The 12,811-nt window shown below is 65.6% G+C and carries 11 protein-coding genes; 2 read left to right on the forward strand and 9 right to left on the reverse strand.

What is annotated here, in order from left to right; translation table 11 throughout:
• Positions 1 to 105 precede the first annotated feature (105 nt).
• The 3 genes from M1E17_RS15140 to M1E17_RS15150 form a co-directional block, all read right to left on the reverse strand.
• Complete coding sequence (locus M1E17_RS15140) at positions 106 to 3,144, reverse strand: AAA family ATPase (protein ID WP_457962805.1); 3,039 nt, start codon at positions 3,142 to 3,144, stop codon at positions 106 to 108.
• Positions 3,141 to 4,349, reverse strand: a complete 1,209-nt coding sequence (locus M1E17_RS15145) for an exonuclease SbcCD subunit D (protein WP_457962806.1) — start codon at positions 4,347 to 4,349, stop codon at positions 3,141 to 3,143. Before M1E17_RS15145 ends, M1E17_RS15140 begins: the two co-directional genes overlap by 4 nt.
• Positions 4,350 to 4,419: 70 nt before the next feature.
• Complete coding sequence (locus M1E17_RS15150; protein ID WP_457962807.1) at positions 4,420 to 5,523, reverse strand: MIP/aquaporin family protein; 1,104 nt, start codon at positions 5,521 to 5,523, stop codon at positions 4,420 to 4,422.
• A 160-nt stretch (positions 5,524 to 5,683) separates the two neighbouring features.
• Here M1E17_RS15150 and M1E17_RS15155 point away from each other — a divergent pair, with 160 nt between their 5' ends.
• A complete protein-coding gene (locus M1E17_RS15155) occupies positions 5,684 to 6,835 on the forward strand; it encodes an ADP-ribosylglycohydrolase family protein (protein WP_457962808.1) in 1,152 nt (383 codons plus the stop codon).
• Here the strand turns inward: M1E17_RS15155 and M1E17_RS15160 are convergent.
• Positions 6,822 to 7,307, reverse strand: coding sequence for a DUF4395 domain-containing protein (locus tag M1E17_RS15160; protein ID WP_457962809.1), 486 nt, complete (start codon positions 7,305 to 7,307; stop codon positions 6,822 to 6,824). The two genes, M1E17_RS15155 and M1E17_RS15160, sit on opposite strands and share 14 nt — an antisense overlap.
• 160 nt (positions 7,308 to 7,467) lie before the next feature.
• Positions 7,468 to 8,487: an exonuclease domain-containing protein gene (locus M1E17_RS15165; RefSeq protein ID WP_457962810.1), complete on the reverse strand. Its 1,020-nt coding sequence runs from the start codon at positions 8,485 to 8,487 to the stop codon at positions 7,468 to 7,470.
• Positions 8,488 to 8,555: 68 nt separating this feature from the next.
• Between M1E17_RS15165 and M1E17_RS15170 the strand changes: the two genes are divergently transcribed.
• Positions 8,556 to 9,332, forward strand: coding sequence for a DedA family protein (locus M1E17_RS15170; protein ID WP_457967776.1), 777 nt, complete (start codon positions 8,556 to 8,558; stop codon positions 9,330 to 9,332).
• 117 nt (positions 9,333 to 9,449) lie between these two features.
• Here the strand turns inward: M1E17_RS15170 and rdgB are convergent, their stop codons facing one another.
• From rdgB to murI, 4 genes are all read right to left on the reverse strand, one after another.
• Complete coding sequence (rdgB, locus tag M1E17_RS15175; protein WP_457962811.1) at positions 9,450 to 10,127, reverse strand: RdgB/HAM1 family non-canonical purine NTP pyrophosphatase; 678 nt, start codon at positions 10,125 to 10,127, stop codon at positions 9,450 to 9,452.
• The gene (rph, locus tag M1E17_RS15180) at positions 10,124 to 10,882 is read right to left on the reverse strand and encodes a ribonuclease PH (RefSeq protein ID WP_457962812.1); all 759 of its coding nucleotides are present in this window, start codon (positions 10,880 to 10,882) and stop codon (positions 10,124 to 10,126) included. The genes rdgB and rph overlap by 4 nt, the downstream gene beginning before the upstream one ends.
• Positions 10,883 to 10,943: 61 nt before the next feature.
• Positions 10,944 to 11,741 (reverse strand): MBL fold metallo-hydrolase, encoded by a 798-nt coding sequence (locus tag M1E17_RS15185; RefSeq protein WP_457962813.1) that lies wholly within the window; start codon positions 11,739 to 11,741, stop codon positions 10,944 to 10,946.
• Positions 11,738 to 12,805 carry a glutamate racemase gene (gene murI / locus M1E17_RS15190; RefSeq protein WP_457962814.1) on the reverse strand — a complete coding sequence of 356 codons (1,068 nt, stop codon included), beginning with the start codon at positions 12,803 to 12,805 and terminating at the stop codon, positions 11,738 to 11,740. Before murI ends, M1E17_RS15185 begins: the two co-directional genes overlap by 4 nt.
• Between the last annotated feature and the right edge of the window lie 6 nt (positions 12,806 to 12,811).

Below are 12,811 nucleotides of genomic sequence, written 5' to 3' on the forward strand. Positions count from 1 at the left end.
GCTCAACTTATGTCGTGCGCATCGTCCCTCCTCCCGATGCGCGCAACCCGGTAACGGATTAGATTATATCCTCCATGAAGCAGATCCCCCTGCGCAGGGCCAGGATCAGGGCAGCTCCGCGGCGTCCGAGATGCGAAGGGTGGACCCGTTGCGGCCCTTGACCACCTGCAGCTGCGTTCCAATACGCTGCTTCATTTCGGCGACATGGCTGACCAGACCTACAACCCGTCCGCCGTCGCGAAGCCCTTCCAGGGCGTCCATCACTTGTTCCAAAGACTGCTCGTCCAGGCTGCCGAAACCCTCATCCACGAACAGTGTTTCAATCTGGATGCCGCCCGCTTCCTGCTGGACGACGTCGGCCAGCCCGAGCGCTAACGAAAGGGACGCCATAAATGATTCCCCGCCGGACAACGTTGAAGTGTCCCGGCGGTGCCCTGTCCATTGGTCCACCACTTCCAGGCCCAGCCCGGACTTGGCGCCGCGGGCGGCCTTCGCATCTGTGTGCTGCAGCAGGTAGCGGCCGTCGCTCATGGCTACGAGCCGCTCTGATGCCGCCAAAGCCACCTGCTCCAGGCGGGCGGCAAGGACGTAGCTGTTCAGGCTCATGCGGTAACTGTTGTCGCCGCGGCCAGTTGCGGTTTCTGCCAGCGAAGTCAGAAGCTCTGCACGCTCCCTGGGGCCGCATCCGGAGCTGGCAAGGTCCTCGTATTCCTGCCGGATGGCCGTCAGTGACTCCAGGGACCGGAGCGCCAACCCGGCAGCAAGATGGGCCTCACGGGCTCCCTGTTCGGCCTGCAAAGCCTGGGCGCGGAGCTCTGCCAACCGTGCCCCGTCCACTGTGATGCCTGCCGACTGTTCCTCCGCGGCCAGCACCAGGTCTTCGGAGGCGAAAAGCTCGGCGATCCGTGCCTGTTCATCGTGGCCTGCCCGTACCTCGGCCTGCAGCGACGCTGCCTGGCCGCCTGGCAACAGCTGGGAGCGCGCCTCGTCGGCGCTGCTGAATCCGGCATCCGGCAAGGCAAGTTCCAGCTGCCGGCCCGCGTCGGCCACCCTTGCCTTGGCCTTGTCCAGCTGAACCTGGGCGTCCACGGCTTTCTCAAGCGTGCGGGCAGCATCCTGCAGGGAGCGCAGGCGGTGGCCCAGGCTTCGGTGACCCGAGCGCAGGCCTGCGAGCGCCTGGTCCAGGGAGGCCATCTGGTCCAGCACCTCGGACAACGTGGACGCCCCCTGTGCACGTTCTGATTCTGCTTTGGTGCGTGCCGATTCGGTGGCTGCCATTCTTGCCTCGAGCGCCTCCAGCTGCCCGCGGATGGCGGCGACCTTGTCCGCGGCGTCCTGCGAGGCAGCGGCGGCCCGGCGCGCCGTGTCTGCCGCCTGCACGGCCTGGTCTTCCGGCGTGTTCCCGCCCTGGCTGGCCAGCACCGCCACCAGTTGACTGGCCTCCCCCAGCTTGGCGGCAAGGCCGGCGAGACGTGTTTCCGCGGCCTCCACGGCCAGGCGGGCGTCTTCTTCCGCCTGCCCCAGTCCCAAGGCTGAGGCGGCAGCCTCCGCCGGGTCCGGATGGGTCAGGCTTCCGCAGACAGCGCAGGGCTTTCCCTCAGTCAGCCCGGCCGCGAGTTCCGCCGCAGCGTTCGCCAATCTTTCCTCCCGAAGGTCAAGCCAACGGCTCTTCTTCTCCAGGAGGACACCGCGGAATTCCTCGTGGCGATCCTTCGCCAGGTCCTTCGCTTCGACGGCGGAGCCATAACGGCGTACTACGTCAAGCAATTCGTCAGCTGCGGTTGCTTCCTTGGAATGAAGGACGGCACCTGAAGCCGCCTCCTCCAGCGGCTCAAGGACTGCGGACAGTCCTGCATGTTCGGTCCGGAGCGATCCCAGGAGGGTGCTGAGCTCAGCTGCTTCAACGGCAAGTTCCGCCTGCCGTTTCTTCAGCGCAGCACTTCTCGCCGAGAGGGAGTGGAGCCGCTCTTCATCAGGAAGCCGGCCTTCGACAACTGCCAGGAGGGAACGCAGGCGGCTGAGTTCGGCTGCAGCGTCGGGGGCATTGGCAGTCCATGTACCCGCAGCAGAGAGCTCCGCGTCCTCTTCGGCTGCCATGCGCAGCAGGGTGAAAGCAGACTCCATGGCACCGGTGGCATGGCGCAGCTGGGCCTCGCTGCTGTCCACTGCCTGGAAGTGCCCGCTGAGGACTTCTGCCTGGCGGTGCCGTTCAAGGCGGGCCGCCTGGTCCTGCAGCCGGGCAAGGGCGGACTCTGCTGCGGCTTTCCGGGCCGACGCGGCAGCGAGCCGTCGCTGCCGCTCCGTCCGCGCGGCCTCAGTCTCCAGTTCCGCGGCCTTCAGCCGGCTTGTAGCTTCCGCGTCCTCCGCCACCCCGGAGAGTGCCGTGGCGCGTTCGGCGACAGCTGCGTGGAGCCAACCCAACCTGGCGGTTGCGTCTTCAGCTGGCGGCGCCGAAGAGGTGTCAATGCCAACGGCGGCTGCCTCAGACCAGGCACGGGATGCCAGCAGATCCAGTTCCCCGTTGTGACGGGCGACGTCGTTCCTTGAGGCCTGCGCCTGGTGCACCAGCTCCTGCTCGACGGCTTCAAAGCGTTGGGTGCCGAAGAGCTTCTGCAGCAGCTCCAGCCGGTCGGTGGCCTTGGATCGGAGGAAGGCCGCGAAGTCGCCCTGGGGCAGCATCACTACGCGCGTGAATTGATCCCGGTCCATCCCCAGGAGGGCTGTGATTTCCGCGCCGGCTTCATCGTTCCGCCCTGACTTTTCCGTCCAGGCTCCGCCTACCTTCTCCCGCAGGAGGGTCTTGGCCTGTTGGGTGGTGAAGCCGTTTTTTCCGCGGGCGCTGGGCTTGTCCCAGGCCGGGGACCGGGTGACCTCGAAGTGACGGCCCTGCGCGGAAAACTCGCAGGTGACCGCCGGCTCCCGGGTTGGTTCCGCGTGATCACTCCGGAGGCGTTTGCCGTCCTGCCGTGTGCCGGGCACCGATCCGTAGAGGGCGAAGCAAATGGCATCCAGCACGCTGGTCTTGCCGGCACCGGTGGGTCCGTTGAGCAGGAACAGGCCGTGCCCGCTGAGCCTGTCGAAGTCGACTTCCTCTGTGCCGGCGAAGGGACCGAATGCGGCCACCGTCAGGCGATGAATCCTCACAGCGATGCCTCCTGGAGCCGCACGTTGTCCAGTGCGGAGGTCAGCGCCTGGCGCTCGGGCTCCGTGGCATCGCGTCCGCGCACGTGCTCCAGGAAGCCGCAGCAGACGGACAGGTCATCCTGGGCCTGCGCCAGCCTGCTGCTGTAGCTTGCGGGAACTTTGGCCGCCCCGCCCTGTGGATCGAATCCCAGAACCAGCGTGTCCGGAAAACGGGCGCGGAGGCGCTCCATGGCCTGGGCCGGCCGATGGGCGTCGGTCAGGGTGATCTGGCAGTAGGCATCCTCCGCCCAGGCATGTTCTGCGGATTCCAGCAGGTCTGACAGCTCCCCGCGCAGCACCGCCAGCTTCCGCGGCGCTTCCCACAGAAGTTCGGTGACGTCCGTCACGCCCTCAGGGCCGACGTCGATAAGCCAGGCCCCTTTGGTGTGCCGGGCCTCCGAGAAGGAGTAGGCCAGCGGAGACCCCGAATACCGCACTTCCGGCGAAAGGCACTGCCGGCCATGCAGGTGGCCCAGGGCCGTGTAGCTGAAGCCGTCGAACAGATCCAGCGGAACGGCACCCACTCCCCCAATGCTGAGATCGCGTTCGCTGTCCGAGCTGATGCCGCCGCTGGCAAACGTATGCGCCAGGACCACTGCATGGACCGTGCCGCCTGACCTCCGCCGTTCAAGGTCCTGGCGGACCAGCGCGGTGGCTGCCCTGGTGACCTCAAAATGGGTGGCTGTGTCCACACCCAGCTGTTCGGCAACAAGCCGGGGCTCCAGCCAGGGGATGCCATAGATGGCAAGCACGGCTCCCTGGGCATGGTCATCAAACTGGGCGCGGCTATCAAACTGGGCGCGGTCATCAAGCGGCAGCAGCAGCGGCTGGTCAAGATCGGCCAGCCGGGTCCGAAGGTGCACACCGCCCTGTTCCAGGAGCCGTGAGGCAAACCCCAGCCTGATGGCGGAGTCATGGTTGCCGCTGGTAAGCACTACCTTGGCCCCTGCTGAGGCTATCCGCACCAGGGCATCATCCAGCAGGTCAACCACATCCACGCCGGGGAGGGCGCGGTCATACACATCGCCGGCAATCAGGACGACGTCAACGCCCTGTTCCGAGACAGCGCTGACGAGCTGATCAACGAACGACCGCTGGGCGTCCAGCATTCCAACCCCGTAGAAGGACCGGCCAAGGTGCCAGTCGGATGTGTGCAATAACCGCATATTTCTACGCTAGCGGCTGCCACTGACAGTTTCGGCAACCGCCGCCCCACGACAGCGTTTCAGCAGTCTCCTAGCTGCTCTTTCCCTCAAAGAAGTCCTGCGCCTCATCCCGGCCGTTGCGGCCGCCGTCGGCTTCGGCACGCGTGGCGTCTGCCGTGCCATCTTTCTGAGGCGGAACCTGCCCGGCAGACGGCGTTGCGACAGCCGGCGTTGCGGGAGCCCGCGTAACAGACCCTGCTTGCCCGTCTTCTGCCGCAGAAGTCAGGTCCTCCCGGCCCCCGGGGGTCACGTCGTCCGTGTCGTCGTCGTCCGTGTCATCGTCATCCAGGTCGTCATCATCAGCGTCCTGCCCATCCCCGGCGTGGTGATCCCCAAAGGCGGATGCGCCGGCCAACCCTGCTGCAGAATCCGGGGATGCGCCAAACCCGCGGAAGGCAAGCCCGGCAATGGCAGCTCCCACCAGCGGGGCAACCCAGAACACCCACAGCTGCTCGAGCGACCAGCTTGAACTGAACAGCGCCGATGCAGTGGCGCGGGCGGGGTTGAAAGGGGCATTGCCCACGGCCTGGCCCAGCTGCAGCAGCACCGCGAAGGCGAGGCCCACGGCAACCGGGGCGGCGGCCTTGTTCAGGTTGTTCCGGGCTGTGGCGCTCAGGAAAACGGCAACAAGGAGGGCACTGCCGACAACTTCGAGCAGCAGGACTCCGGCCAGCGGGGCCTGGACGATGGAATGCTCACCAAATCCCGCTGTGACGGTGTCGAACGCTGTCCGGCTGTCCTGGATCCCGGGAAGCGTGCGGAGGATGCCGAAAAGGGCCAGGGCGCCAACCAGGCCGCCCATCAGCTGGGCACCGACGTAGGCTGCCGCCTCGCCAAGGCTGATCCGGCCTGCAATTGCGTTGCCCACTGTCACTGCAGGATTGAAATGCCCGCCCGACACATAGCCAAAGGCAAGCATGGCGGCGGTGATGGCAAGGCCTGCCGCCAGCGCGGCCGGCAAGGGGCTGGACTGCGGGATTGAAAACAGCGGTACGCCCAGGCCGGCCACCACCACGAAAAGACTCCCGAACGCCTCCGCCGACAGCCTCGCCGGCAGTCCGTGCCGGCCTTCGGCAGCGCCGACACCTGGCAGGCCGGTGTCAGGAGCATGATGGGCGCGAACAGGCATGGTCATAGGTTCTGCAATCCTTTGTGATGGGAGTCCTGTGGATGGGCGGAACAGGAAAGGATGTCCCATTCGCCTTCTGTATTCTGCCAAGAGTAACTGGATGTTGGCTGGGTCCACACTGGGCGCCGGTTCGGGCGGTGCTCACCGCCACGGTAAATTTACTGTCATGAGCACAGATCCCGGCCCCTTTGGCGTGCCCCAGCTGGCCTCCCGCATCCATGGCTGTCTCCTGGGTGGAGCCCTGGGTGATTCCTTGGGCTACGCCGTCGAGTTCGACTCGATCGAAACGATCCGCCGCCGCTTTGGTGCGGACGGGCTCACGGACTTTTCAGCGCTCGACGGCAGCAGCCACTTTTCGGACGACACCCAAATGACGCTTTACACCGTGGACGGACTGGTGGAGGCCATCGAATGGGCCAACTCCGGGGTGGGTGCGGACGTCAACGCCTGCCTGTGGCTGGCCTATCTCCGCTGGCTGGCCACGCAGGGCGAGGCTGCTCCGCTGTCCGCCCCGGTCCCCCAGCCGCGGTGGATTGACGCGCAGGAGGCGCTCAAGCACCGCCGCGCCCCGGGGAACGCCTGCCTCACCGGACTGGCAACAGGGGAAATGGGAACAACTTTCCGTCCCGTGAATCCACAGTCAAAAGGTTGCGGCACGGTGATGCGGTCTGCACCGTTTGGGCTGATCCCGCACATCACCCCCGACGCCGTCTACAAACTCAGTGCCGACGCCGCCTGCCTGACCCACGGACATCCCTCAGCCCGGCAGAGTGCGGGCAGTTTCAGCCTTTTGATCCACCGGCTGGTTTCCGGCGACAGCCTTCGCGCGGCGGCCGACGCGGTCCTCGCCGGGGTACACAGCATTGACGGAGTGGCCCCCGAACTGGTGCAGAGGCTGGAGGCAGCTGTGCGCCTTGGCCGCTCGGCGGTACTGTCCCCCGAGGACCTGGTGATGGAACTGGGCGAAGGCTGGGTCGCCGAGGAGGCACTCGCCGTCGGGCTTTACGCCGTACTGGTGACCGACCCAGCGCGGGATGCCGGGCCTGCCAACGAGGCTGGCACGGGGAACAATACGGACACTGCGAACAATTCGGACTCTGTCCTCCCCACTGCCGATCCCCGGGAGCATTTCCGGGCCGCCATGGCGGTAGCCATCAACCACAGCGGGGACAGCGACTCCACGGGATCCATCGCCGGAAATATCCTGGGAGCGTACTACGGCGAGCCGTGCCTGCCGGCGCCGTGGCTGGACGCACTTGAGGCCCAGGACGTCATCCGCGGAATGGCTGATTTGCTGGCAGGGGTTACGACCGCCTGAGCGGAATGTTGTTGCATGCCTCGCAAATGTCCTCAGGAATGAGGCCGCGGCGCTGAAGCAACCCGAAGATGACGCAGCCCAGGCAGAATCCGGCAAACGCCTCCAGTGATGCCGCCGCGACCAGCACAGCCAGGACGGCCCACGCCGCAGGAGCGGCGCCGGCAAGGAACAGAACCAGGGCGGTGGTGGAAACAAAAGCGCCCAATCCCTGGGCGAAGCGCTTGGGCGGTCCGGGAACAAGCTTTGCCGGCCCCAGGCGGGGAGCCAGGACTTTGACCGAAAGCAGCGCCAGCGGCGATATCCGTGGCCCAAACAGCACCCGCAGCCAGAATCCCGCGGCGATCACCAGCAGGCCCCAGCCAGAGCCTGCCAGCAGCGTAGCGACAGCGAGCAGCACCACCAGCCCTGCCGTGATCCGGGCAGCGTATTCGTTGACCGGGTTGGGGAACGCAAACACGGCACGCCAGTCCACACCGGTCTTAACGGGTGTGGGGAAGCTCCCGCTGTCCGCCGTGCGGGCGTCGGTGGGGCTCGGTGCCTGCGGATTTGATCATGCTGTAAATCTAGGAGCCCGCCGCCCGGCAGGAAAGGAATGTTGCGCCACATGAACGCCGCACCTCCAAGGAAGTCCCCTAGGCACTGGCCGCTGCCGTGTAACCGCCCACCATCTGCAGGAACTCCCCTTCGGACAGCACCTCGATCAGCTGGCCGCGGTCATGGAGCTCCAGGACGCGCCGCGCCTTACCTGTCAGCCTGCCGGAGCGGAGGTCAGATGCCACAAAGCCGTCTCCGACCACCAGCACCGTAGTGCGGGCTGTCACCCGGCTTTCAGGCCGGGCGCCCAATTCCGCCGAGAGGACCTTTGCCTGCGGCCGCCCCATGGCGAGCTGGCCCGTGAAGACGACGGTCTGGCCGTACAGCGGGTGGTCCGGTTCGGCATCAGCATTGGGAACGGGATTGGCTCCCTCCTCGGGCCAGCCGGAGCGGAAGCCCTGGACCAACGCCCCACCGGACCCGCCGGAAAGAGAGGCACCGGCGATGGCTGTGAGGCTTGATTTGGACAGGGGTTCCGTTGCCGGATCGAACGCCTGCTGATGGGGCAAGGAGAGTCCCAGCGACAGGTAGAGCTCCGCGATGCTGTTGGCGCCGTTGCGCGACGCGATGTCGATCAGGATGCCGGCACAGGCGCGCGCGTCCTCGGCGGCATCGTGATGGTTGACCAGCGGGACTCCCGCTTCCTCTGCCGCAAACGGTAAGGAATTGGAAACCAGGGAATAGCAGCGCCGGGAAAGCATCACGGTACAGACGTAGTCGTAGGCCGGGCCGGGCAGGCCGGAAACTTCAAGGCCGGAGCGGATGACACCCATGTCAAAAGCGGCATTGTGGGCGGCCAGGATGTCATCACCGATGAAGGCGCCGATTTCGGGAAAAAGCTCGCCGAATCGGGGAAGCCCTGCAACATCCAGGGCACGGATGCCGTGGATCCTCACGTTGTGGTGGTCAAAGTGATCATGGTTACGGGGCGGGCGCATCAGCCAGGACGCCTCCTCCACCACCTGCCCGCCACGTACCTTTGTAAGGCCCACCGCGCACGGCGAACCTCGGAAGCCGTTGGCAGTCTCGAAGTCGATCGCCGTAAAGTCCAAACTCACGCGCCACACTTTACCGCCGAATAGTCCGGGCGCCCTTCAAGTACCCTAGGTAAGTGAACCTTCTTGCGATCAGTGACTTTGCCGTGCCCATGCTGGGCGGTGCGGGACCGGTCCAGCCACCGCTGGCCTCCTTCCTGCCCGACTGGCTGAACCCTCAAATTTTCCTTGCTGACCCAGCATTGGCCCCCTGGGTTGTGCTGCTGGTCTGCGGCATCGTCTTTGCCGAAACAGGCCTGCTGGTGGGCTTCTTCCTGCCGGGCGATTCGATGCTGTTCACGGCAGGACTGCTGGTTGCCACCGACACCATCAAGTTCAATGTCTGGCTGTTCTCGCTGCTGATTATTGTCGCGGCTATCATCGGCAACCAGACCGGCTACCTGATCGGGTCCAAGGCCGGCCCGGCCATCTTCAACAAGCCGAATTCCCGGCTGTTCAAGCGGGAAAACGTTGAAAATGCCCATGCTTTCTTCGAAAAGCACGGCGGCAAGGCGCTGATCCTCGCCCGCTTCGTCCCCATCATCCGCACGTTTGTGCCGGTCATCGTGGGCGTTGCCCAGATGAACAAGAAGAAGTTCTTCCTCTTCAACGTGATCGGCGCAGTCCTCTGGGGCGGCGGCGTCACGCTCCTCGGTTACCTTTTGGGCGACAGGATTCCCTGGGTCCGCGAGAACCTGGACATCATCTTCATCGTCATCGTGCTGGTCTCGGTGATTCCCATCGGCATTGAAGTGCTCCGGGGAATCTCGGCCAAGCGCCAGGCGACTGCCTTTGGAACCGATCCCGTTGATGAGTTCATCGAGGAACATGCTCCTGAGGACGAGCGGAAGACGAACCCCAAGCACTAAGCCGGGCATCACAAGCCGCACAGGAGAAATGTCAGGGCGCCCCACCGTGTGGGGCGCCCATTCGTTTCTATCAGCGGTATTTCACGGCGCTGCAGTTCCACAGCGCTTGGCCCAGTGTCAGCGCCCGCCCAGTGCCTCGACGATCGCCGGGAGCAGCGCCCTGAAGGCCTTTCCACGGTGGCTGATGGCGTTCTTCTCAGCGGGCGACAGTTCGGCGCAACTGCGGGCCTCACCTGCCGGCTGCAGCACGGGGTCGTAGCCAAAACCGCCGTCGCCCCGCGGTTCGCGCAGGAGGACGCCTTCAAGCTGGCCGTACTCCACCACTTCACGGCGTTCCCCGCCATCCACCTCCCCTGGAACGGCGAGCGCCGCGGCGCAGACAAAGGCGGCACCGCGGTGCTCATCCGGCACATCGGAGAGCTGGTCCAGCAGGAGCCTGAGGTTGGCTGCGTCATCACCGTGCCTTCCGGCCCATCTTGCGGAGAAAATGCCCGGGGCGCCGCCCAGGACGTCCACGGCCAGCCCTGAATCGTCAGCGATGGCCACCAGTCCGGTGGCGGCGGCAACCGCGCGTGCCTTTAACAGCGAATTCTCGGCGAAGGTGATTCCTGTCTCGACGACGTCCGGCGCACCCGCCGCGGCGGCATCCACCACCTGGGTGTCTACGTCGAGTCCGGGGACCTGCCCGCGGAGGATCTCCCGCAGCTCCTTCAGTTTGCCCTTGTTGTGGGTTGCCAGGACCAGACGGGGAGCCGCCCCGCCCTGCCCAGCGGTTCCGGGATCCGGCAGGCTCACAGGGCGTCCGCGAGCGTCTCACGCTGAATGGCGGCCAGCTGGGTGGTTCCCAGCAGCGCAAGATCCAGCAGCTTATTCAGTTCATCACGGTCGAACGGTGCGCCCTCGGCGGTGCCCTGGACCTCCACGAACTTCCCCGACCCCGTGACGACGACGTTCATGTCGGTCTCGGCCCGGACGTCCTCAACATACGGCAGGTCCAGCATGGGGATGCCGTCGATGATGCCCACCGATACGGCGGCAATGGTGTCCACCAGGGGCTGGGCGTTCTTGGCGATCAGCTTGTTGTCCCGGGCAAACCGGATGGCGTCGGCGAGGGCAACGTAGGCCCCGGTGATCGCGGCTGTGCGCGTACCGCCGTCGGCCTGGAGGACATCGCAGTCCAGCACTATCGTGTTCTCGCCCAAGGCCTTGGTGTCAATAATGGAGCGCAGCGAACGGCCGATCAGCCGGGAGATCTCATGGGTGCGGCCGCCGATTTTCCCCTTGACTGATTCACGGTCCGAACGGGTGTTGGTGGCACGCGGCAGCATGGCGTATTCAGCTGTGACCCAGCCGCGGCCTTCGCCTTTGAGCCAGCGGGGCACACCCGCGGTGAGGGAAGCCGTGCACAGCACCCGGGTGTTGCCGAACTCGATCAGGGCCGATCCTTCGGCCTGCTTGGACCATCCGCGGGTGATGCTGATGGGACGGAGCTGGTCGGGAGCGCGGCCGTCCGCGCGCACGACAGGAACTGCGGTTGCTTCAGAAGTCATGCCCTTAGCTTATCGACTCAGGGAGACACGCCTCGCTGCCACGGGCAGGACGCAGCTTCACCTAAATGGTGTAATGCACCCCGGCCACGGCGACCGCCACGTCGCCGCCGAAAACCGGCCTCGCCTCGGCCATGACTTTTGTCTGGGAAGTCCAGACGGGAATGTGGGTCAGCAGAAGCCGCCGGGCTCCGGCCACGGCAGCCGCCTCACCGGCCCTTTTTCCGGTCAGGTGCACGTCCTTGATGCCGTCGTCCCGGCCTTCCTCAAAGGCAGCTTCACAGAGGAACAGGTCCGCGTCCTTGGCGGCTTCCTCCAGCCCGGCACAGGAGTCAGTGTCCCCTGAGTACGTCAGGACCCGTGAGACCAGGTTGCCCTCCTTATCCGGTTCGGTGGCCTCCACCCGGAGGGCATAGGCCTCCTCCACCGGATGGTTGACGGCAAACGGAGTCACGGTGAACGGTCCCAGCTTCACGGACTCCCTCTCGGTCCAGTTGGTGAAGTCGAATTCCTCATGCATGCCCGGATCCAGTTCCAGTCCGTACGCCGTTGCCATCCGGTCTGCCGTCGCCGCCGGTCCCCAGACCGGGATTCGGCCGCGGCCCCATCCGCCGGGCTTCCAGCGCACCGCAACGTGGAGCCCGCACAGGTCCATGCAGTGGTCCGGATGCAGGTGAGTCAGGAAGATGGCGTCGATGTCTTCAAGATCGGTGTAGCGCTGGATCGCGCCCAGCGCACCGCTGCCGAGGTCCATCACGATCTTCCAGGTCCGCTCGCCGTCGTGGGCCGTCAGGAGGTAGCACGACGCCGGCGAGCCGGGGCCGGGGAAGGAACCTGTACAGCCGACGATGGTGAGCTTCACAGGCCGGAACCTCCGGTTCCGTTGCCCACAAAATTGGAGATCCGGGGCCGCGGCGTGGCGCGTGCCGCCGAGGCCCCCTGCGCGGCGGCAATCATCTCGGGGGTGATCCTGGCCAGGCTGCCAGTGGGGTACTGCGCGGCCACATGATCAACGTGGCGCACAGACAGGACCTCAGGTCCCAGGAAACGGCGGGCCAATGCCTCGAATTGGCCGGCGTCACCGGTAGCGATGAAGTGGTGCTCCGGCGGTGTTGGCGTTGTCCGCTGAAGATCGTGGGTGGCCAGGGCACGGTACACATCCTTGGCCGTTTCCTCGGCGCTCGAAACCAGGGTGACGTCCTCGCCCATGACGTAGGAGATGACACCGGTGAGCAATGGATAGTGTGTGCAGCCCAGCACCAGAGTATCCACCCCCGCAGTCTTCAGCGGGGCCAGGTATTCCTCCGCGACAGCCAGCAGCGCCGGCCCCGTGGTGATGCCGGCCTCCACATAGCTGACGAATTCAGGACAGGCAACGGAGGTGATGTCCAGGTCAGGCGCGGCCGCGAAAGTATCCTCATAGGCCCGGGAGCCCACCGTCGCGGACGTGCCTATGACGCCGATCCTGCCGCTGCGTGTGGCCGCCACGGCACGCCTGACGGCTGGCTGGATCACCTCGATGACAGGAATTCCGTACCGTGCCGTATACCGCTCGCGGGCATCACGGAGGACAGCGGCCGACGCCGAATTGCAGGCTATGGTGAGCAGCTTAACGCCGGAATCCACGAGTTCGTCCATCACACCAAGGGCGTTCGCCCGGACTTCGGCGATCGGCAGCGGTCCGTACGGCCCGTGCGCCGTATCCCCGACGTACAGGATGGACTCGTTGGGGAGCTGGTCGATGATGGACCGTGCCACTGTCAGTCCGCCCACGCCGGAATCAAAGACGCCGATGGGCCGGGATCCCAGGAGACCGCCGGGGGTGGTGCTGGCTGGGGACCCGGATGCAGCTGCTGCTGACGGGTCCATGCTCGAGGCTGTTGTCATGATTATTCGAGGATAGGTCTTCCCGGACCCCTCAGCCATCTCATT

This window comes from Arthrobacter sp. D1-29, assembly GCF_054130585.1.

Coding starts and splice junctions, on each gene's coding strand:
- M1E17_RS15145 (WP_457962806.1), bottom strand. CDS start 4,349: ATGCGGTTATTGCACACATCCGACTGGCACCTTGGCCGGTCCTTCTAC.
- M1E17_RS15150 (WP_457962807.1), bottom strand. CDS start 5,523: ATGACCATGCCTGTTCGCGCCCATCATGCTCCTGACACCGGCCTGCCA.
- M1E17_RS15155 (WP_457962808.1), top strand. CDS start 5,684: ATGAGCACAGATCCCGGCCCCTTTGGCGTGCCCCAGCTGGCCTCCCGC.
- rph (WP_457962812.1), bottom strand. CDS start 10,882: ATGACTTCTGAAGCAACCGCAGTTCCTGTCGTGCGCGCGGACGGCCGC.
- murI (WP_457962814.1), bottom strand. CDS start 12,805: ATGGCTGAGGGGTCCGGGAAGACCTATCCTCGAATAATCATGACAACA.